The sequence below is a fragment of the Polynucleobacter tropicus genome, from assembly GCF_013307225.1.
Classification (GTDB): Bacteria; Pseudomonadota; Gammaproteobacteria; order Burkholderiales; family Burkholderiaceae; genus Polynucleobacter; species Polynucleobacter tropicus.
This window is the reverse complement of sequence record NZ_CP028942.1, coordinates 218452-238908: the sequence shown is the minus strand read 5'-3', so window position 1 is coordinate 238908 and position 20457 is coordinate 218452. Positions and strand designations below refer to the sequence as shown.

The 20457-nt window shown below is 45.3% G+C and carries 20 protein-coding genes; 4 read left to right on the top strand and 16 right to left on the bottom strand.

The genetic code is table 11. From position 1 onward, the window contains the following. Positions 1–30 precede the first annotated feature (30 nt). From ruvX to DCO17_RS01260, 3 genes are all read right to left on the bottom strand, one after another. Positions 31–459: a Holliday junction resolvase RuvX gene (gene ruvX, locus DCO17_RS01270; protein WP_254598786.1), complete on the bottom strand. Its 429-nt coding sequence runs from the start codon at positions 457–459 to the stop codon at positions 31–33. After that, the gene (locus DCO17_RS01265) at positions 452–991 is read right to left on the bottom strand and encodes a YqgE/AlgH family protein (protein WP_254598825.1); all 540 of its coding nucleotides are present in this window, start codon (positions 989–991) and stop codon (positions 452–454) included. Before DCO17_RS01265 ends, ruvX begins: the two co-directional genes overlap by 8 nt. A gap of 115 nt (positions 992–1106) precedes the next feature. Continuing rightward, positions 1107–1925, bottom strand: coding sequence for a YdcF family protein (locus DCO17_RS01260; protein WP_173955017.1), 819 nt, complete (start codon positions 1923–1925; stop codon positions 1107–1109). Positions 1926–2001: 76 nt separating this feature from the next. On the opposite strand from DCO17_RS01260, the gene DCO17_RS01255 reads away from it, so the two are divergent. Both DCO17_RS01255 and DCO17_RS01250 read left to right on the top strand, forming a co-directional pair. Continuing rightward, entirely contained in the window at positions 2002–3474 is a 1473-nt protein-coding gene (locus DCO17_RS01255) for a cryptochrome/photolyase family protein (protein WP_173955016.1), read from the top strand. Positions 3475–3513: 39 nt separating this feature from the next. After that, positions 3514–4353 carry a symmetrical bis(5'-nucleosyl)-tetraphosphatase gene (locus tag DCO17_RS01250; RefSeq protein ID WP_173955015.1) on the top strand — a complete coding sequence of 280 codons (840 nt, stop codon included), beginning with the start codon at positions 3514–3516 and terminating at the stop codon, positions 4351–4353. A 13-nt stretch (positions 4354–4366) separates the two neighbouring features. Here DCO17_RS01250 and hemL read toward each other — a convergent pair whose 3' ends face one another. The 10 genes from hemL to DCO17_RS01200 form a co-directional block, all read right to left on the bottom strand. Beyond that, positions 4367–5662, bottom strand: a complete 1296-nt coding sequence (gene hemL / locus DCO17_RS01245) for a glutamate-1-semialdehyde 2,1-aminomutase (RefSeq protein ID WP_173955014.1) — start codon at positions 5660–5662, stop codon at positions 4367–4369. Positions 5663–5719: 57 nt separating this feature from the next. Beyond that, on the bottom strand, positions 5720–5890 hold the full coding sequence (locus DCO17_RS01240; RefSeq protein ID WP_071464595.1) for a rubredoxin: 171 nt from the start codon (positions 5888–5890) through the stop codon (positions 5720–5722). 93 nt (positions 5891–5983) lie between these two features. Then, positions 5984–7447: a THUMP domain-containing class I SAM-dependent RNA methyltransferase gene (locus DCO17_RS01235; RefSeq protein ID WP_173955013.1), complete on the bottom strand. Its 1464-nt coding sequence runs from the start codon at positions 7445–7447 to the stop codon at positions 5984–5986. Between the two features lie 85 nt (positions 7448–7532). Next, positions 7533–7958 carry a CopD family protein gene (locus tag DCO17_RS01230; protein WP_173955012.1) on the bottom strand — a complete coding sequence of 142 codons (426 nt, stop codon included), beginning with the start codon at positions 7956–7958 and terminating at the stop codon, positions 7533–7535. 45 nt (positions 7959–8003) lie between these two features. Further along, a complete protein-coding gene (locus tag DCO17_RS01225) occupies positions 8004–9281 on the bottom strand; it encodes a glutamate-5-semialdehyde dehydrogenase (RefSeq protein ID WP_173955011.1) in 1278 nt (425 codons plus the stop codon). 22 nt (positions 9282–9303) lie between these two features. After that, positions 9304–10365: a DNA polymerase III subunit delta gene (holA, locus tag DCO17_RS01220; protein ID WP_173955010.1), complete on the bottom strand. Its 1062-nt coding sequence runs from the start codon at positions 10363–10365 to the stop codon at positions 9304–9306. A gap of 28 nt (positions 10366–10393) precedes the next feature. Beyond that, positions 10394–10921, bottom strand: coding sequence for an LPS-assembly lipoprotein LptE (locus tag DCO17_RS01215; RefSeq protein ID WP_173955009.1), 528 nt, complete (start codon positions 10919–10921; stop codon positions 10394–10396). A 19-nt stretch (positions 10922–10940) separates the two neighbouring features. Continuing rightward, positions 10941–13613 carry a leucine--tRNA ligase gene (gene leuS, locus DCO17_RS01210; protein WP_173955008.1) on the bottom strand — a complete coding sequence of 891 codons (2673 nt, stop codon included), beginning with the start codon at positions 13611–13613 and terminating at the stop codon, positions 10941–10943. Positions 13614–13672: 59 nt separating this feature from the next. Beyond that, positions 13673–14473, bottom strand: coding sequence for a 4-hydroxy-tetrahydrodipicolinate reductase (dapB, locus tag DCO17_RS01205; protein ID WP_173956655.1), 801 nt, complete (start codon positions 14471–14473; stop codon positions 13673–13675). Positions 14474–14576: 103 nt separating this feature from the next. Beyond that, positions 14577–15266 (bottom strand): outer membrane protein assembly factor BamE, encoded by a 690-nt coding sequence (locus tag DCO17_RS01200; RefSeq protein WP_217425425.1) that lies wholly within the window; start codon positions 15264–15266, stop codon positions 14577–14579. 76 nt (positions 15267–15342) lie between these two features. Between DCO17_RS01200 and fur the strand changes: the two genes are divergently transcribed. After that, positions 15343–15798: a ferric iron uptake transcriptional regulator gene (gene fur, locus DCO17_RS01195; RefSeq protein ID WP_173955007.1), complete on the top strand. Its 456-nt coding sequence runs from the start codon at positions 15343–15345 to the stop codon at positions 15796–15798. 122 nt (positions 15799–15920) lie between these two features. Here fur and gap read toward each other — a convergent pair whose 3' ends face one another. Then, the gene (gap, locus tag DCO17_RS01190; protein ID WP_173955006.1) at positions 15921–16949 is read right to left on the bottom strand and encodes a type I glyceraldehyde-3-phosphate dehydrogenase; all 1029 of its coding nucleotides are present in this window, start codon (positions 16947–16949) and stop codon (positions 15921–15923) included. Positions 16950–16997: 48 nt separating this feature from the next. Next, complete coding sequence (gene tkt / locus DCO17_RS01185) at positions 16998–18992, bottom strand: transketolase (protein WP_173955005.1); 1995 nt, start codon at positions 18990–18992, stop codon at positions 16998–17000. Positions 18993–19036: 44 nt separating this feature from the next. Between tkt and DCO17_RS01180 the strand changes: the two genes are divergently transcribed. Continuing rightward, positions 19037–19795: a 16S rRNA (uracil(1498)-N(3))-methyltransferase gene (locus DCO17_RS01180; protein ID WP_173955004.1), complete on the top strand. Its 759-nt coding sequence runs from the start codon at positions 19037–19039 to the stop codon at positions 19793–19795. A 31-nt stretch (positions 19796–19826) separates the two neighbouring features. Here the strand turns inward: DCO17_RS01180 and DCO17_RS01175 are convergent, their stop codons facing one another. Beyond that, positions 19827–20447 (bottom strand): barstar family protein, encoded by a 621-nt coding sequence (locus DCO17_RS01175; RefSeq protein WP_173955003.1) that lies wholly within the window; start codon positions 20445–20447, stop codon positions 19827–19829. Positions 20448–20457 lie beyond the last annotated feature (10 nt).

Below are 20457 nucleotides of genomic sequence, written 5' to 3'. Positions count from 1 at the left end.
TAATTCAATAGCTCCAAATTTTTGATTCACTCAAGACTGAAACTTTTCCGCAAAGTATTGCTCCAAAATCAAAGTTGCAGAGTGGGCATCTAGATTGTCCCGCATCTTAGGATCACCCTCCAAAATTGCCGATGTGTAACGCTCATCTACCCAAGCAACCGGTAAATGCAGCCTTCCATGCAGTTGATTGCCAAAGCGAGTGGCCTTTGCAGTCATTTCGTGCTCTGCACCATCCGGATACACAGGGCGACCAACAACTAGCTGTTGAGGCTGCCAGTCTTTGACAAGGCCTTGGATTTCCCGAAACAAGGCATCTACGTTTGGGGCTGCGATCGTCTTAAGTGGCTGCCCCGCTTTTGTAAATGCATTACCCACAGCCACTCCAACACGCCGCAAACCATAATCAAATGCCATTACCGTCACCGCCTGACTCATTTCGGAAACCGCCTTGCTAGGCATGCCCAGCCTCCCCAGAGAGATGAGACAAATCAAAGCCTAAATGACGCATTGTCTTTTCATAACGCTGGCTTGATGGTGTATTGAATATGACCTCCGTCATTTGCTCATGGGATAAAGGAACATTCATCCAGCCATTGAGAGTGATTTCTTCTTCAAGCTGTCCTGCGCCCCAACCTGCATAGCCCAGAGTCATCAAAAATTTTCTCGGTCCATTACCCAGAGCTACGGCCTCAAGAACATCTTTAGAGGTTGTCATGGTGAGGCCGCCTGGAATGATCAGAGAGGAGCTATATGAAAGATGGGGGTTGGACTCATGCAGAACAAAACCTCTCTCAATTTGAACAGGGCCACCAAAATAGACTGGCTGATCCAATAAGGGGGCGATCTCTAACTTGAGTTCAATCTTGTCAAATAAAGTAGCGAGATTGACCTCAGTGGGCTTATTAACAACCAAGCCCATGGCACCGCGCTCATTATGCTCAAACAGATATACCACTGAATTAGCGAAATTTGGATCGACCATGCCTGGCATAGCAATCAAAAATTGATTTGCTAGATGATCGGCAGAATAGGAAATCAAAGACCCAGGGTCTGAATCATGGGGGTCTTTGTTGGCCGAAGTCATATAGGGCTATTTTACAGAATATCTAGATTTTTCCAGTAATCGAATAGGCCAATAAACCAACTACCTCATGAAGCAGATTATTCCAATTGCGAGCGCCCTCAGTTAAATCAAAAGCATTCCAAGTTAGAGCGTTAGCAGTTTGATAGTCAACGGGCAATGGAATAACGTCAACACCCTGTTTTTCAAAGATTTTGACAGAGCGGAACATATGACTGGCGGAAGTAACTAGAAGCCAAGGCTTTAGGGCGCCTGAATCGTTTTTCTGACCATACTCTGCAATCATCGGTCTCATATAGAGCACATTTTCATAGGTATTACGAGATTGATTCTCGTAGTGCGCTGTTTTTTGAGTAACCTCTGCCAAACCCTGTTCTGCGATTAATTGCTTAAATGCTTCTGCCTCTGACATCCCCTGGGGATTCACCCTTCCTGAATACCCACTAAAAATAAATGGTAAGTCTGGATATTTTCGAATGAGCTCAAATGCTTTTGTTACTCGCTCTGCTGCAGAACCAATTGAAACCTCACCTCGATCGAGTGCAATTTGACCCCCCTCTACAGCGCCACCCAAGATGATGATGCCCCCAATGTCTTTTTCTGATACTTGAGTAAGGAATGTTTTGGGAACTCTATTTTCAAGCGCTTGCAAAAATACTTCAGAAGCTGGAAGCCATCCCACAACCAATAAATCAAAAATCGCTAAAAGCAAAAAACGTCGGCATAGATGGGGCTTTCTCAGTAGCAGGAATATCAGCCCCAGCACAACAAAAAAAAGAACCCAATTCAGCGGCTCTATGCAGCACTGCACTACCTTCGAGAGAATAAAAAAGATCGTATCCATAGTTAATCCTGATCTTAACCTGTTTAATTGGGCCCGCCTTCAACGCATTATTGAATTTCACCCTAATATAGGGGTTATGGAAAAAGCACTTGTTTGGCTTCGTCGAGACCTTCGCCTGTATGACAATGCAGCCCTTTCTCATGCCCTAAGAGAAAGTAAGCAGGTCTGGTTAGCTTTTGTTTTCGATACCGATATTCTTCAACCCCTTCTGAAGGGTGAACTGGATTCCAAGGGCCTTAAACATGATCGGCGCGTAGATTTCATCTGGCAAGGCTTAAAGCAAATAGATGACCAGCTTCGCCAATCCGGAGGGGGGCTCATCGTGCGCTTTGGAAAGCCTACTGAATGCATTCCCCAAATTGCCAAAGAGCTAGGTGTACAAACTGTTTTCACAAATCATGATTACGAGCCCTCTGCGAATGATCGAGATGAAACTGTAAAAACATTATTGTCAAAATTAGGTATTGAATTTGAGACTTTCAAAGATCAAGTAATTTTTGAGAAGAAAGAAATTCTCACAAATTCCAATACTGTCTTTTCAGTCTTTACGCCTTACAAAAATAATTGGCTGAAAACACTTCAAGAAAAAGATCTAGCTGCTCACGATTGCAATCCAAAGCAAGGGCAATATGCACCCATTCCAAAAAAACTGGATCTGCCATTCCTCTCCCTTGAGTCCATGGGATTCTGCCCTACCGGTATTGAATCCTATCTCCCGCCTGGCTCGGAAGGTGGTCAGCTATTTTTAGACGACTTTCTCTCGCGTATTGATCAGTACCAAGTTGGTAGAGATTTTCCTGCGATTAAGGGTGTCAGTTATTTATCAACACACTTGCGCTTTGGAATGCTCTCAATTCGAGGCCTGGTACGTGAAGCGCATCGCAGAATGCTAACTGGCAGCATGGGAGCCACCATATGGCTTAGTGAGCTGATTTGGCGTGATTTTTATTTCATGATTCTGGCAAATCATCCTCGCTTAGCAACTGGGGTTTCATTTAAACCAGACTATGACAATATCATTTGGGAAAGTGGCGCTCACGCCAAGAAATTATTTCAGGCTTGGTGTGAAGGTAAAACAGGCTATCCATTAGTTGATGCAGCAATGCATCAACTAAACCAAACTGGTTATATGCACAATCGCTTACGTATGGTTGTAGCTAGCTTTTTGACAAAAGATTTGGGAATTGATTGGCGCTGGGGAGAGGCTTATTTCGCAGAACATCTGAATGATTTTGAGCTCTCCTCAAACAACGGTGGCTGGCAATGGGCTTCCTCTTCCGGCTGCGATGCCCAACCCTATTTCCGCATCTTTAACCCCATCACCCAATCAGAGAAATTTGACTCTGAAGGCAAGTTCATCCGACGGTACCTGCCGCAGCTCGAGAAACTCTCTAAAAAAACTATCCATGCCCCCTGGCAAGCTGGCCATATTGAGCTTGAAGCCGCAGGCATCGTGTTAGGTAGAGACTACCCACACCCTATCGTAGATCATGACGAGGCACGAAAAAAAACCTTGGTGCGCTATAGCGTAGTCAAAAAAGTTACCTAGAACTGGTCAGGCTTTAATATTCCGCTTTAAGATATCAGCATGAGCAAGATCTATGCTGTAGGTGATGTACAGGGATGCGCACCTTCCCTGAATGCCCTCGTTAAAAAACTACCAAAAGAATCCAAGATGATTTTTTTGGGGGATCTAGTCAATCGGGGCCCAGACTCCTTGGGCGCCCTACGAAAACTCAAATCCCTTCAAGAATCTGGACGCGCCGAATGCATTCTAGGAAATCACGATTTACATCTACTTGCAATTGATGCAGGCATTCGTAAGACGCGAGGGCTAGATACTGTTGAACCCATACTTAACGCACCCGATAGAGCAGAGTTAATCAACTGGCTACGTAAGCGACCAATGGCATTAAGCAACGGCAATTGCTTAACAGTGCACGGCGGTGTGCTACCTCAGTGGGATTTACAGCAAACCATTGAATGCGCCCAAGAGGTGGAAAAAGTATTGCGTAAAAAATCATATAAAGAATTTCTAGCCAATATGTACGGCAATGCTCCCAACCAATGGAGTAATTCTTTAAAAGGCTATGATCGCCTTCGAGTAATTACCAATGCTTTAACCAGAATGCGCTTTTGCACACCTAGCGGCAAGATGGAATTTGAAAGCAAAGAAGGTTTAGAAGATGGTCCAAAGGGTTTTATTCCCTGGTTTAAGGTACCAAAGCGAAAAACTCAGGACACTGTTATTTACTTTGGTCACTGGTCAACTCTAGGATTGATGCGCCAACATAATGTTGTTGGTCTAGATACCGGTTGCGTATGGGGCGGAAAACTTACTGCCATGGAGATCTCAGATTCAAACAAGGATATGAAATCCTCTGAAATCATCCAAGTCGATGGTTATGACCACCCACTAAGGATGTAATGAGCCAGTCTCTTTACTTTAGTTTCTGAAATGACTTCTCTGCAGCAGAAATAATTGCATCAATTACTTCGTTGGTATGAGCTATTGAAGTAAAACCCGCCTCATATGCTGATGGCGCTAAGTACACCCCTTCATCAAGCATGAGGTGGAAAAACTTTTTAAATGCCTCAATATTGGTCTTTGTAACAGCCTCATATGAGGTTGGTACTTGATCGGCAAAATAAAAGCCAAACATGCCACCTACGCTATCAACAGCAAATGGAAGATTTACCTTGTTGGCAGCCTGCTTTAAGCCTTGCATGAGTTTTTGAGTTTGCTCGCCGAGACATTCATAAAACCCTTCGCGAGACACAATCTCTAAGGTCTTCAAACCTGCTGCAACTGCCACTGGGTTGCCGGACAAAGTACCGGCCTGATAAACATTTCCCAAGGGGGCTAACTTCGACATGATTTCTTTTTTACCGCCAAATGCTGCCATTGGCATACCACCACCCATGACCTTACCTAGGCAAGTTAAATCAGGAATAACACCCTGCAAGGACTGAGCACCACCAAGGGCCACCCTAAAGCCAGTCATGACTTCGTCATAGATTAAAACGCTGCCATATTTGCTAGTGAGATTACGGATAACTGATAAAAATTCTCCAGATGGCTGAATCAAATTCATATTGCCAGCAATTGGCTCCAATATGACTGCCGCAATTTGATCACCCTGCTTTTTAAATACTTCTTCAAATGCTGCAACATCGTTATATGGCAACACCAAGGTGTGTTTCACTAAATCTTGTGGCACTCCGCCAGAGGATGGCGCATTTTGAGTTGAGTCAGCAAAAGTCAGTAGCCCCGAACCCGCCTTTACCAATAAGCTATCAGCATGCCCGTGATAGCAGCCCTCGAATTTGATAATCAAGTCACGACCTGTATAACCGCGAGCTAAACGCAAGGCGCTCATAGCTGCCTCGGTGCCACTAGAAACCATACGCACTTGCTCAATACTAGGCATCAATTGGCAAATACGCTCTGCCAATTCGATTTCACCTTCGGTTGGAGCGCCATAACTAAAGCTAGTCTCTGCAGCTTTTTTGACCGCCTCAACCACCTCTGGATGAGCATGGCCCACAATCATTGGGCCCCAGGACATAATCAGATCAATATATTGCTTATTGTCTGCATCCCAAAAATAAGGGCCTTGCGCTCTAGTGACAAAACGTGGGGTACCACCCACCTGACGAAATGCCCGTACTGGTGAGTTCACGCCCCCAGGAATGGTTTTCTGTGCGCGTTCAAATAAGGCATCGTTTTGACTCACTGTGACCTCAATCTGCTTGGTTGTTTTGTGATTACTTTGTTAATGAACGGCAAATAATTAAATCGCCATCATTTCAAAATCTTCTTTGCGCGCACCACATTCTGGGCAAGTCCAATTCATAGGGACATCTTTCCAAAGCGTTCCTGGAGCAATGCCTTCATCAGGTAAGCCTGCGGCCTCGTCATAGACCCAGCCACAAATAAGGCACATATATGTTTTAAATTCCATCGATTTATTCTCCGTTTTATTACAGTTGCTTCACCGCAACTAATAAACTCACCCAACCTATTTTAAAGCGCCTTAATTATTCAACTCATCATTTCATTCATCGCTAGGCTGCTTTATTGCAGGACGTTTTTGATGCATCTCAAACTTGAATAGGCGACATTCCAACGGACCATTAAATAAAGGCGTACGCTTAGATTCTTTAATTCGCAACTGTCCTGGCAGCGCCATATCAGCAGTCAACACAAAGACACTCCATCCACCAAAAGCATCCTTCAGATGCTGTCCAAATTGGCGCAAAAATTCCACAAACTTGGGGTCTTGTTCTTGTTGGGCCTGAAGTTTTTTTAATGACTCTCGGCTTGAACGCTTTGCACTTTGGCGGCCAGTTTCTAAATTGAGCTCAAATCGATTTTCTGGCTCACCAGATTCATCCTCAATGCCCCTTAAATCCCGATCCCGATCTTGACCACGACCACCCTTAATAACTAAACGCTCACCATAAGGAGGGTTCAACAGCATCACGCCATCTTTTGCATTAACAGGTGGCTTGCTTGCCATTGCATCGATCTGACGAACAACAGGCTGATCAGGCAACTGCGCACGTTGCCAATTGCCCTTAAACATCGCAACCAGTTTTTCATTGATATCGCCACCACTAATTCCTAGGGATTGCGCATCAGGATATTGTTTACGCTTTTCCAGAATTTCTGTCTGAGCTGCTTCTTTTAATGCAAGCCAACGCTTTTGTTCAGCCATCTCATTAAAAGGCTTTAGTCGCAGAAAACCAAACCCCTGAGTCGATGTTATTAATGGACGATAAGCTAGGCGACTGGGTTTGGCATCATTCCCATATATATCCGCACGAATGGCTCCAGGTGGTATCGCTAAAGCCTTTTGGGCCGCCTCAATTAAAAAGGTGCCGCTACCGCACATCGGATCAAATAAAGTTTGGCCTGGCTTCCAACCAGTAATCGACAGAATGCCGGCAGCCAAATTTTCCTTCAGCGGTGCATCACCTTTTTCATCACGCCAACCACGCTTGAATAAAGCTTCGCCAGAAGTATCAAGATAAATTGTGACTTGGGTTGCAGTTAAATGCGCCTGCACCCGAATATCTGGAAAGGTTGTATCAATACTCGGACGATCGCCAGTGACATCACGTAAACGATCCACAATCGCATCTTTAATTTTGAGTGTTGCAAAATTTAGACTCTTTAATGGTGAGCGATGTGCAGTGACATCAACCCTTAAAGTTTGTTTAGAGTTAAACCACTCTTCCCAAGCTAAGCCGCCAGCAAGTTTATAAAGATCATCTTCCTGCCTATAGGGAGCCTGCGCCATTTGCAATAAAACGCGACTCGCGATTCTGGAATGCAAATTGAGCGCCATCCCTGCCGATAATGGCCCAGACAACCCAATACCACCCGTAGGGCTAGTGGGAGTAGGGTCAATGACCCAGGCACCCAAGACCTTGGAATCAGGACGCGCAGCAATTTCTGCCAGCTCCTGTGCAAGCGGGATCTCTAAACCGCCAGGGCAGACAACAAAAAATCTCATGGGGCTCGCAGTTTTAGAAAGTTAGAAAGAAAAATAAATAAAAACGAAATGAAAGAGCTAAGGGTTGGGGCTCGAGAACCTAGAATCAGGGTTTAAAAATCACCAAAGCCACAATAACCAACAACAATATCACTGGGACTTCATTAAACCAGCGATACCAAATACCAGATCTTGTATTGAGACTAGCGCGAAACTTCTTCAATAAACCCCAACAAGCGTGGTGGTAACCGATTACCAAAATTACAAAGAATAATTTGGCATGCATCCACACATCTCGAGCGCCAATACCAAAGCCAAGCCACAGTGTGAGCCCCAACAGAACAGCCGGCACCGCTAAAATGGTCATAAACCTAAATAAGCGATCAGCCATTCCCAAGAGTCGAGAGTAGGCTTCGATATTTTTTTCATCAGCTAGATTTACATAAATCCGCGGCAGATAAAACAAACCAGCAAACCACGACGTAATAAAAACGATGTGTAAGGTTTTAACCCAAAGGTAGGCATTAGCCATATTGATCAGTGCCGAAGTATGTATTTAATGTGAATTGAGTGTGGATCAAGTACGAATCTCACCATGACCCATGACGACATATTTAAGGGAAGTTAGACCTTCCAAGCCAACTGGACCACGGGCATGTAGCTTGTCATTTGAAATACCGATCTCGGCACCCAGACCATACTCAAATCCATCAGCAAAGCGTGTACTGGTGTTTACCATCACACTTGCACTATCCACCTCACGTAAGAAACGATTCGCATTTGCTTGGTTATTAGTAATAATGGCATCAGTATGTTTGCTGCCATAACGCTCAATGTGATCCATGGCCTCATCCATATCAGCCACAGTTTTAATTGACAAAATTGGCGCCAAATACTCTGTTTGCCAATCTTCATCGGTAGCATTGACTAAGTTTTTAAATCCGCTTGACTCTAATGTTGAGCGAGTCGAGGGATCTACGCGTAACTCAACCCCTTTATCTTGATAAATCTTGCAAAGCTCAGGCAGTACTTTCGAGGCAATGCTCTTATTTACCAACAGGGTTTCCATAGCATTGCAAGGCGCATAACGCTGCGTCTTAGCGTTGTCGCACACCTTGATAGCCATGGCTACATCAGCATCTGCATCAATATAGGTGTGGCAGATGCCATCCAAATGCTTAATCATTGGAACGCGCGCTTCAGCCATTAAACGGGCAATCAAACTCTTACCGCCACGCGGAACAATGACATCGATATATTGAGTCATCGTAATCATCTCGCCAACAGCACTACGATCGGTTGTAGTAACCACTTGAACTGCATCTTTTGGGAGATTTGCAGCAGTAAGACCTTCTTGAATAATTTGAGCTAACAATGTATTGGAATCAATCGCTTCGGAGCCACCGCGCAATATCACCGCATTACCAGATTTAAGACAAAGTGCGGCAGCATCAATGGTCACATTTGGACGGGATTCATAAATGATGCCAATGACACCTAATGGCACTCGCATCTGACCAAGCTCGATACCTGATGCTTGCTTCTTTAAGGCAGTAATTTTTCCAATAGGATCTTCTAAGGAAACAATTTGCTCAAGACCCAAAGCCATCGTTTCAATAGTTTTGGGTGTCATGGTTAAGCGATCTACAAAAGCCGCATCCTGACCGTTAGCTTTTGCACGCTCAACATCAACTGAGTTCACTTTTTGAATCTCACTCGCCTTTTGACGAACCAACTTGGCGATATGCAATAAGGCTTGGTTCTTTTGTTCGCTAGATGCACGAGCCATAGCGCGCGAAGCGCTACGTGCCCTGCGACCAATGTCCTGCATTATTTTTTGAATTTCAGTACTCATCTTTGCTATTTTCTACTAATTTCTAGCGTAGTAGATTTCCCACTAAACGCAGCCCATCCCAGGGGTCTGCAGGCAACTCTGCTGCGGATAAGCCCTTTACTTGACGATCTAGACCTGCAGCTACCTGCATGGCCCTACGCAACTTCAGTGGCTGAATTCTTCTCAGGGCAGTTGGATACAAGCGCTCTTTATTACCCCAAATCCGATTCGCACGCATCAGCTGCTGAACTGACTCTCCAGCATCGCTAGCAGCTTTTATCTTTGACAGCAGTCTGAGCTCCTCAGTGACACTCCATAAAATTAAGACTAATGGCTCGCCCTCACCCTTAAGACCATCTAGCATGCGGTTCAATCTAGGCAAATCTCCCGCCAACATCGCCTCAGTTAACTCAAATACGTTATAGCGAGCCACCTTTAAGATAGAAGAGCGAATTTGCTCCTCGGTTAACACTCCAGCGGGATAGAGCAACCCTAGCTTCAATATCTCTTGATGAGCGGCAATCAAATTACCCTCAACTTGATCAGCAATAAATTCCAAAGCACGTTGGCCTTCTGAACCACTCTCCACCTCTTGGTTTTGTTTTTTTAATCTAGCGGCAATCCATCTCGGTAAATTGCCTCGATCAATCGAATCAATCTGAATTGCCATACCGGCATCATCCAATGCACTAAACCAGGCAGAAGTTTTGGTCTTACCGTCTAACCTAGGTAGCACTATGCATACAACAGTATCTGGCCCCTCTGAACCATTAGGCTGTGATCCTATCTGCGCAGCAAATTGCTTTAAAGCATCAGCGCCATCCCGACCCGGTTTCCCAGTTGGGATGCGCAACTCGACCCAGCGCTTATCTCCAAAAAGTGACATGGTTTGACCTGCACTCAATAAAGCGCTCCAATCAAATCCACGCTCTTGTAGTAACACTTCGCGCTCGGTAAAGCCTAGTTTCTTAGCGGTCAAGCGCAATTGATCCATGGCCTCCATCATCAATAGCGGCTCATCACCAGTAAAAATATAAAGTGGCAACATTGTCCCGCCAGAACCCAGGGATTTGAGATGTGCTTGCAGGGCGTCGACTTTAACCATGCGCGTCTAGATTCTCTAAATTTTCTTTTTAAAACGACTTAGTTCTTGGCGCTCTAGCAGCGGCAGAGATACGTCGCAAAATTTGCACAGCCAAATCTTTGCGCATCAAAGACAAGAATTGTTGTTGCTGAACATCTGTTGCCAACACGGTAGTATTTGAGAAGTCCATGTCACGAGTCATATAAATCTCGCTGTCCGGAATAATGTCAGCGCCAGAATTATCAAATGCTCGAAAGCCCACGCGGATATTTAAGCGATATGCAGACACTTGACCAGCGGCGTTATAAGCCAAAATTTCACGGCCATTAATATCATTCGTGATTTCAAGAATAAGGTCTGCGTCCTTCGGGTTAATTGCAACCTTGGCATCGGTTCCTTGCAAAATAGATGTCTGGATATCAGCACGCAAAGGTGGCGAAGGATTTCCCGTGATTGCAATTGCTTTAAAAGGCAAATCCACCATGCCACGCAAACGATAGCCACATGCCAAGAGGCCAGTAACAGGCACACTAGCAATCAGTCCAAGTAATGCGCGACGAAGTGGATTAATGACCATGATCTAGCTCTCCGTCTATTTATGCGACGATATTGACCAAACGACCTGGGACGACAATCACCTTTTTAGGTGCGCCACCGTTTAAGGCTTTGCTTGCAGACTCGCTTTGCAATGCCAAGGTTTCAATTTGCTCTTTGCTAGCATCGGCTGGCACCTTAATATCACCACGTAGCTTGCCATTAATCTGCAGCATTAAGGTAATTTCCGTTTGAACCAAAGCAGACTCATCAACGGAAGGCCATGGAGCATCCAATAAAGACCCGAATATCTTGGCATAACCCAAATCCTTCCACAAAACATGAGTCAGGTGTGGCACTACTGGATAAAGAACGCGCAACAGAATACTAAGACACTCACGTAATACTGGGGCGCTAATAGCACAATCCTGACCTAGCTTGATGGGTTCAAGAACATTAAGCATCTTCATAGCAGCGGATACCACAGTGTTGTACTGGCGACGCTGATAATCAAAATTGGCTTGCTTCAGTATTGAATACACTTCTCGACGCAACTCTTTTTCTGCGTCATTTAAGTTACTTGGTACTGCATCCTGCGCTTCACGAACAGACCCAGCTTGACCGCTTGAGTAAGTCCACACACGTCGTAAGAAACGGGAAGCACCATCTACGCCAGCTCCAGACCATTCAAGTTGCTGCTCCGGTGGTGCAGCAAACATCACAAATAAGCGAGCAGTATCAGCGCCATATTGATCAATTAAAGCCTGAGGATCAACGCCATTATTCTTGCTCTTGGACATCTTCTCAACACCGCCAATCATGACTGGCGCTCCAGAAGAATCTCCCTTTAACTTGGCACCCTGAGGACGACCTTTTTCATCCAGATCTAGTTCAACATCTAAAGGATTTAGCCAAGTCTTTTTGCCTGAAGCCTCTTCGGTATAATACGTTTCATTCAAAACCATGCCTTGCGTTAGCAAGTTCTGAAAAGGCTCATCAAACGTAATCAAATTCAGATCGCGCATGACCTTAGTCCAAAAGCGCGCATACAGTAAATGCAAGATTGCATGCTCAATACCGCCAATGTATTGATCCATTGGCATCCAATATTCATTACGCGTATCAACCATCGTCTTGGCATCTGACCCTGTATAGCGCATGAAATACCATGACGAATCCACAAAGGTATCCATGGTGTCAGTTTCACGACGAGCAGGCTTCCCGCATTTAGGGCACTTCACATTTAAGAAGTCAGCACGCTTATTCAATGGATTACCGCTGCCATCTGGCACGCAATCTTCTGGCAACACTACAGGTAAGTCGGCCTCCGGAACTGGCACAGCACCGCAACCAGGGTTCTGTTCATCACCACAATGAATGATTGGAATCGGTGTACCCCAATAACGCTGACGAGAAATGCCCCAGTCGCGCAAACGATAAGTAGTTTTGATTTCACCAATACTCATGTCACCCAAATCTTTGGCGACTGCATTAACTGCTTCATCGTGAGAGAGGCCATCATATTTGCCACTATTGAAGCAAACGACACCTTCCTTCTGGGCATACCAATCTTCCCAGCGAGTAGCATTAAACATGGGTGACTCGTCTTTAAGCGCAACCACTTGTTTAATAGGTAAGTCGTATTTGAGCGCAAAAGCAAAATCACGTTCATCGTGAGCAGGCACGCCCATTACGGCACCATCGCCATATGACATCAACACATAGTTACCAACCCATACAGGAACTGGCTCATTAGTTAAAGGATGCGTCACAAATAAACCGGTGAACATTCCTTCTTTTTCTTGGGTAGCCAGGTCAGCTTCAATAACGCTACCGGTTTTGCATTTCTCAATAAATGCCGCTAGCGCTGGATTATTTTCGGCAGCCTTGTTTGCTAACGGATGCTCTGCGGCCACAGCACAAAACGTCACACCCATAATGGTGTCAGCACGCGTAGTGAAAACATAGAGCAAACCATCTTGAATGAAATTGCCATGCACATCAGCAATTTCATGCTTAAAAGCAAACCGCACACCACGGCTCTTACCAATCCAGTTTTGCTGCATGGTTTTGACACGCTCAGGCCAGCCCAAGCCATCCAAACCAGAGAGTAACTGCTCAGCATAAGCAGTAATGTTGAAGTAGTAGCCAGGAATTTCGCGCTTTTCAACCAAAGCGCCTGAACGCCAACCGCGGCCATCAATCACTTGCTCATTTGCTAAAACGGTTTGATCAATCGGATCCCAGTTCACTACCTGAGTCTTGCGATAGGCAATGCCCTTTTCTAACATTTTCAGAAAGAGCCATTGATTCCAGCGATAGTAATCGGGACTGCAAGTAGCAACCTCTCTTGACCAGTCAATTGCCAGACCCATCGCCGCCATCTGCTTTTTCATATAGGCGATGTTGTCGTAAGTCCACTGCGCAGGCGGAACCTTATTCTGGATGGCAGCATTTTCTGCAGGCATACCAAATGCATCCCAACCCATAGGCATTAAAACGTTATATCCCTGCATACGCAGTTGGCGAGCCATCACATCATTGATTGTGTAATTGCGAACGTGACCCATGTGCAACTTGCCCGATGGATAAGGCAACATGGAGCATGCGTAATACTTTGGCTTTTTCTTACCGTCCGCACCAACAGCATTCTCTACAACCTTATAGGCTTGCGCAGATTCCCAATCGGCTTGCGCTGCTGCTTCGATCGCGCGGTAGTCGTAATCCTTACTCATTCAATACAACTCTTTTCTTTTATTTTTCTATTCTTCAGTTTTTTAACTGTATTTTTGATTTACTTGCGTAATCCCAACACATCCTGCATGTCATACAGCCCAGAATTTTGGCTTTGCAAGAAACGTGCTGCGCGCAATGAACCCTGCGCATATGACTGACGACTTGATGATTTGTGGCTAATTTCAATGCGCTCGCCATCACCAGCAAATAGCACAGTGTGATCACCCACAATATCTCCGCCACGAATGGTGGCAAAGCCAATGGAACCCTCTTTGCGTTCGCCTGTATGCCCTTCGCGTGCATATACAGCAACATCGTCAAGCTTCTCGCCCAAAGCTTCTGCAATGACTTCACCCATTTTTAAAGCCGTGCCTGATGGCGCATCTACCTTATGGCGATGATGTGCCTCGATGATCTCGATGTCATATCCTTGATTCAACATCTTGGCTGCAATTTCTAAAAGCTTAAAAGTGGCATTCACGCCAACACTCATATTAGGAGCAAATACGATTGCCAATTTAGCGGATGCTTTTTTTAGATTGGCGATTTGATCAGCGCTAAGTCCTGTCGTACCAATAATCATCTTGGTAGCTGTTTTTTCAGCTACTGCAAGATGAGCCATAGTTCCTTCAGGTCTTGTGAAGTCAATCAAAAACTCTGCATTAGCCAAAACTGCAGCTACATCAGATGAAATCATCACCCCAGTCTTTTTACCTAAAAACGCGCCTGCATCATCACCCAACTGAGAGCAAGAAGAATGATCGAGGGCACCAACCAATTGAGCATCGGGAGTATTGAGAACAGCCTCAATCAACATTTTGCCCATGCGTCCGGTTGCTCCAGCAATTGCAATTTTCATCATGTGTTTCTTCGCTTCTAATTAGAGGTATTTCAAATAGCTATTGAATATCTGCTTTTGAAATACCTATGGTTTTAGTCTTGGTATAAAAGTTTGAATTCTTTTACTGCTTCGCTTCGGTTGCAGGCGGAGTATTCAAACTACCTGGGCCCAGCACTTCTGGCTGCGCATCAGGTTTATTTGAAAAACTAAAGAAATCCCAGAAAGAACTTTTACTTTCTGCAGGCACCGGAGGAATAGCGGCTCCAGCAGGTAAGTTGTCTGTCTTGCTGGTGACCATCACTTCAGGCTGCTGCAATGGGGGGGTTACTGGAGGTTTGTTTGATCCAGTAATAACATCCCAGAAAGAACGCTTTGATTTAGCGTAGTTATCAATCTCCGCCACTAACTCAACTTCTGTTGGCAATGCATCACCTTCAAACTTCACCAATTTATCGCCATCAAAATACACGGTGACATGACGCTCAGCACCTACACGCTGACCAGCACGCTTGAATTCAAAAACATAATCCCAACGGTTTGCATGAAAGTAACTTGCCAACAAAGGCGTGCCTAAAATTTGACGCACTTGTTCGCGACTCATGCCCAGTTGTAATTTCGCGTATTGCTCGCTGGAAATAAAATTACCCTGCACTACATCTGGCACATAGGGACGAAAGATTTTGTTCATCCAAGCGCGCTGGGTCTCATCCACTGCAGTAGAGCAACCGCTCACTCCAAGAGCTATAAATGCGGCAATCGCCACAATGCCACCCCTAGGTGGAGCAAAAACTCCTCTCAGAAGTACATTCAAAAAGCGGCTAAAAAGTTCAAGGCAATTTTGCATAGCTGGTCGTATCATTAAGACATTGATTTTAGCCCCCAAAGCCATGAATACGAACCAAAACCCTACTCCTGAAAATTTGCGTGATATCGGCCTCAAGGCCACAGGTCCGCGGATGAAAATTCTGGACTTCTTTCATCAGAACAGTGGTACGCACTTCAGCGCCGAAGACGTATTTATGGCCTTGGCCAAAGAGGATCAAGAAATTGGTCTGGCCACGGTTTACAGAGTGCTCACACAGTTTGAGCAGGCTGGCTTACTGCTTCGTAGCCATTTTGAGTCTAGTAAGGGCGATAGCAGGGCAATCTATGAACTCAATGAAGGTCAACATCACGACCATTTAATTTGTCTAGATTGTGGGCACGTTGAGGAGTTTGTAGATGAAGCAATTGAGAAAAGGCAGCGGGATATAGCCAAAAACCTTGGATTTAAGCTCCAAGAGCATGCTTTAGCCATGTACGGTCATTGCCAGAAGAAAAACTGCCGAAATAAGCAAAAATAGGTGCTTTTAAGGGCAATTAGGCTCATTTAGATATCCCTAGATGTCAAAAAAGACCTCAAAATGAGGTCTTTTTGTTTTTTAACTACTTTTAACTACAGTAAGCGTTAATTAGATGCTTTTAATTACTTAACTGCCATTAATGCTTCTGCTGCATTGAGCATTTGCACTGAGTAACCCCATTCGTTGTCATACCAGGCCAATACCTTGACCAATTTGCCGTCGGCAGAAACGCGAGTCTGAGAAGCGTCATAAATACTTGGACGTGGATCATGGTTAAAGTCGATTGAAACCAAAGGCAAAGTGTTGAAGCCCAAAATTCCTTTGAGCTCACCCTCACTAGCTGCCTTCAAAATCGTATTAACTTCATCGACGCTAGTAGCGCGGGTTGCGGCAAATGTGAGATCCACAACTGAGACGTTAATTACTGGAACACGCATTGCGAATCCATCAAAACGTCCTGCCAATGCTGGCAATACCAAACCAACGGCTTTAGCGGCACCCGTTTTAGTTGGGATCATGCTGCTTACAGCAGAACGTGCGCGACGCATATCCTTGTGATACACATCGGTTAATACCTGGTCGTTTGTAAAGGCATGAATGGTGGTCATCAAACCTGATTCGATGCCAATCTTTTCTAGCAATGGTTTTACCAACGGAGCCAAACAGTTTGTTGTGCAGCTCGCGTTTGATACAACGACATCGCTTGGCTTCAACACATTTTGATTTACGCCATACACAATCGTTGCGTCCACATCTTTTTCACCAGGAGCGGAAATTAATACTTTCTTTGCACCCTGTTGAATATGAATCATGGCTTTTTCTTTTGAAGTGAACTTACCAGTGCACTCCAAAACTAAATCAACACCTAATTCGCCCCATGGAGTTTCTGCGGGATTGCGAGTGCAAAACATTTTGATGCGATCACCATTCACCACCATATGATCGCCATCTACTGAAACCTCAGCTGGGAAGCGGCCGTGCGCTGAGTCATACTGAGTCAAATGAGCATTAATGGCAAGATCGCCCATCGCATTGATTGCAACCACTTTGATATCGCGACGTGGTTTTCCATTGACTTGATCTTCATACAAGGCACGCAATACCATGCGACCGATACGCCCATAACCGTTAATTGCGACACGAATTGTCATTGATTTCCCCTAGCTAATATTGAATTCATTTGTACTGTGCATTCCAGATTACTTTTTCGAGATGCACTGTTTCACAGTCTTCGAAATTTGATCCACTGTTAAACCAAAATATTCATATAACTGACCAGCAGGAGCAGACTCACCAAAAGTGTCCACTCCATGCACGGCAGCACAACCATACTTCCACCAGAAATCACTCACGCCAGCCTCAATCGCAATACGTGGAATATTCGGCGGCAAAACTGATGATTTGTAAGTAACGTTCTGTTGATCAAACACACTGGTTGATGGCATTGAGACGATACGAACACCAACACCATCTTTTTCTAGGCGCTCAGCAGTTTGTAAAGCCAATGCAATCTCGGAACCAGTTGCAATAATCACTGCATCAATCTTTCCAGATTGCGGATCACGCAGCACATAACCTCCGCGGGCAATATCCTTAATTTGCGCTGCCGAGCGAGATACAAATGGGCAATTTTGGCGACTAAAGATCAGCGCACTTGGGCCATTCTGACGCTCGATTGCCGCGCCCCAAGCTACGGCACTCTCCGTGGTGTCACAAGGACGCCAAACCATGAGATTTGGGATCAAACGCAGGCTGGCGACATGCTCGACAGACTGGTGGGTTGGGCCATCTTCACCCAAACCAATGGAGTCATGCGTGAAGACAAAAATGCTACGCAACTTCATCAGGGCAGCCATGCGAATTGCATTGCGGCTGTAATCCGAGAACGTCAGGAAGGTACCACCAAATGGAATATATCCACCGTGTAGAGCAATACCATTCATGATGGCGCTCATACCAAACTCACGAACACCATAATTGATATGGTTACCCCATTGATCGCCACGCACTGCTTTGCATGCTGACCAATTAGTAAGGTTAGAACCGGTTAAATCTGCAGAGCCGCCCATAAATTCAGGCAATGCAGGAGCCAATGCTTCAATCGCATTTTGACTTGCCTTACGAGTTGCAACTGTTTCTGCTTTAGATTGACACGCCTTTAAATATTGATTGAGTGTTGGCGCAAAATCTTTTGATAAATCCCCCTGCATGCGACGCTGTAATTCAGCTGCAAGTTCTGGGAATTTATTTCTGTATTTCTGGAAATCTTTATTCCACTCATGCTCAAGTGCTTGACCACGTTTTTTGAAATCCCAAGCGCTATAAATATCCTTAGGCACTTCAAATGGGGCATACGGCCAATTCAAGGCAACACGTGTTGCCGCAATTTCAGCAGCGCCCAGTGGAGAGCCATGAACCTTATCGGTGCCAGCCATATTGGGCGAACCTTGACCGATCGCAGTCTTACAGCAAATGAGGGTAGGTTTATCGCTCATTTTGGCCTTTGCAATCGCCTTGGAGACGGCTTCTGCATTATGACCGTCAACATCACGAATCACATTCCAACCGTAAGCCTCAAAACGCTTCGGCGTATCTTCATTGAACCAAGAGACCACTTTTCCATCGATGGAAATGCCGTTGTCATCCCAGAGTGCAATCAACTTGTTTAACTTTAATGTACCTGCCAATGAGCAAACCTCATGGCTAATACCTTCCATCAAACAACCATCACCCAAGAAGACGTAGGTGTAGTGATCAATAATGTTGTGACCAGGACGATTAAATTCTTCAGCAAGTAATTTCTCTGCCAATGCCATACCTACCGCATTAGAAATTCCCTGACCCAATGGACCTGTAGTGGTTTCTACTCCTGGAGTAATTCCATACTCAGGATGACCTGGGGTTTTGCTGTGTAACTGACGGAAATTTTTTAATTCTTCAATTGGCAAATCGTAGCCAGAAAGATGCAATAAGGAATACAACAACATCGAGCCATGACCGTTTGACAATACAAAACGATCGCGGTCAATCCAATGAGGGTCTGTTGGGTTGTGTTTTAAATGCTCATTCCACAGTCCAACAGCAATATCTGCCATACCCATTGGCATACCAGGGTGACCTGAATTTGCTTGTTGAACTGCATCCATGGATAGTGCGCGAATGGCGTTAGCCATGCGAATTTGAAGATTTGACATCGTAAAAATGGTCTCGAGGAAAATAAATTGGCTATATTTCAGTAATGCCTCAATTTTATCTTCCCGGACCATGGGATTCCGAAAAGCCAACCGCCCTAACCCCTGAGGTTGCCCACCATTTGCGCGTCAGGCGAATTGAGCTTGGAGAGACCTTCCCTATATTTGACGGAAAAGGCCAAGTTGCTAAAGCCAAGCTCCTTTCCCTAAGCGGAAAAAGCGGATCTGCCCAATTAAGCGAAATCCGTACAGACATCCATCGAGAGACCCCCTATGCCATCACCCTAGCCCAAGGACTGGCAGGTGGCGACAAAATGGACTGGATTGTCGAAAAGGCTATTGAAACGGGCGCCCAGGCAATCACCCCTTTGCAATGCGAACGATCCATTCTGAAACTAACTCGATCGAATGATCAAGATCGCGCCCAAAAGCGCCTTGCCCACTGGAAAGGCATTATTCAGGCAGCGTGCGAGCAGTGCGATAGAACAGTCCTTGCAACACTTGAGCCTATTCAAACTTTTGATGAGTATCTGAAAGAATCCAAACCCGCCCTCAAAATTCTTTTGAGTCCTGATGCAACTCAAAGTTTGTACTCAGTCCTTTTGGAAAACGAACCTCAAGATGTCATTTTGATGATCGGCCCAGAGGGAGGTCACTCACCCGAGGAAGAGGCGCGAGCTCAAGCTGCGGGCTATCAAATCGTTTCTTTGGGTGAACGAGTACTCCGTACTGAAACAGCTGGCGTTGTAGCGATTTCAGTTGTACACAGTGTGTGGAACCCAGAAATGCAAAAGCGCCTCAAATGAGGCGCATTCAGGGCTTCAAGGAATCTATCGATTACGCGAAAGAGTAAAACACGCGATACGGTGTACGGCGCTCAGCCCAATAATCAACAGCATCACGGAATACATCTAACAAAGTTTCACGAGCTTCTTTGTCAAACTTCTGTGTGCAAGGCAAGCCTTCAAGCACCACTACAAATCCAGGCTGTTGACCTGCTTTATCAGTAGTTGTAGTAAGCGCATCTAACAGCGGATCAAAATTCTTAGCCTGCTGTTTTGTAAAGGTGTAAGCAATTGCAATCGCTTCAAGAACTTCGCCCTTAGTCATCGCATTTGCGCAATTTGCGTAAATAAAATGCTGACCAAGCTCAGTAGCAGCTTCTTGCAAATCAGGTGTGCGAAATGCGCGAATCGATTGCACGATGTTAGTGCGTACGCTGCGCAACATAGCCGGCGGTCCGGCATCACGAACGGCCAAAGCAGCACGCCAAGAAGCTGTCACTTTTTTCCCCGAAACTTGATTTGCTGCATAGGTTTGTAAACGAGATAAACCACCCTGAGCATAAACATTGGCAGCCGACGATTCCGTTTCAAGTCGATCGTTGCTATCCCAACTTTCAGCGCGGCTATGTTCTTCGAAGCTGGCTGTAACGGTGTTTTCAGAGCGATTATTCATGATGGGTGCT

Excerpts from the sequence above, each read along its gene's own strand:
- ruvX (WP_254598786.1), bottom strand. The coding sequence starts at position 459 with ATGCCTAGCAAGGCGGTTTCCGAAATGAGTCAGGCGGTGACGGTAATG.
- DCO17_RS01265 (WP_254598825.1), bottom strand. The coding sequence starts at position 991 with ATGCCAGGCATGGTCGATCCAAATTTCGCTAATTCAGTGGTATATCTG.
- DCO17_RS01260 (WP_173955017.1), bottom strand. The coding sequence starts at position 1,925 with ATGGATACGATCTTTTTTATTCTCTCGAAGGTAGTGCAGTGCTGCATA.
- DCO17_RS01255 (WP_173955016.1), top strand. The coding sequence starts at position 2,002 with ATGGAAAAAGCACTTGTTTGGCTTCGTCGAGACCTTCGCCTGTATGAC.
- DCO17_RS01250 (WP_173955015.1), top strand. The coding sequence starts at position 3,514 with ATGAGCAAGATCTATGCTGTAGGTGATGTACAGGGATGCGCACCTTCC.
- DCO17_RS01240 (WP_071464595.1), bottom strand. The coding sequence starts at position 5,890 with ATGGAATTTAAAACATATATGTGCCTTATTTGTGGCTGGGTCTATGAC.
- DCO17_RS01235 (WP_173955013.1), bottom strand. The coding sequence starts at position 7,447 with ATGAGATTTTTTGTTGTCTGCCCTGGCGGTTTAGAGATCCCGCTTGCA.
- DCO17_RS01230 (WP_173955012.1), bottom strand. The coding sequence starts at position 7,958 with ATGGCTAATGCCTACCTTTGGGTTAAAACCTTACACATCGTTTTTATT.
- DCO17_RS01225 (WP_173955011.1), bottom strand. The coding sequence starts at position 9,281 with ATGAGTACTGAAATTCAAAAAATAATGCAGGACATTGGTCGCAGGGCA.
- holA (WP_173955010.1), bottom strand. The coding sequence starts at position 10,365 with ATGGTTAAAGTCGACGCCCTGCAAGCACATCTCAAATCCCTGGGTTCT.
- DCO17_RS01215 (WP_173955009.1), bottom strand. The coding sequence starts at position 10,921 with ATGGTCATTAATCCACTTCGTCGCGCATTACTTGGACTGATTGCTAGT.
- leuS (WP_173955008.1), bottom strand. The coding sequence starts at position 13,613 with ATGAGTAAGGATTACGACTACCGCGCGATCGAAGCAGCAGCGCAAGCC.
- dapB (WP_173956655.1), bottom strand. The coding sequence starts at position 14,473 with ATGAAAATTGCAATTGCTGGAGCAACCGGACGCATGGGCAAAATGTTG.
- fur (WP_173955007.1), top strand. The coding sequence starts at position 15,343 with ATGAATACGAACCAAAACCCTACTCCTGAAAATTTGCGTGATATCGGC.
- gap (WP_173955006.1), bottom strand. The coding sequence starts at position 16,949 with ATGACAATTCGTGTCGCAATTAACGGTTATGGGCGTATCGGTCGCATG.
- tkt (WP_173955005.1), bottom strand. The coding sequence starts at position 18,992 with ATGTCAAATCTTCAAATTCGCATGGCTAACGCCATTCGCGCACTATCC.
- DCO17_RS01180 (WP_173955004.1), top strand. The coding sequence starts at position 19,037 with ATGCCTCAATTTTATCTTCCCGGACCATGGGATTCCGAAAAGCCAACC.
- DCO17_RS01175 (WP_173955003.1), bottom strand. The coding sequence starts at position 20,447 with ATGAATAATCGCTCTGAAAACACCGTTACAGCCAGCTTCGAAGAACAT.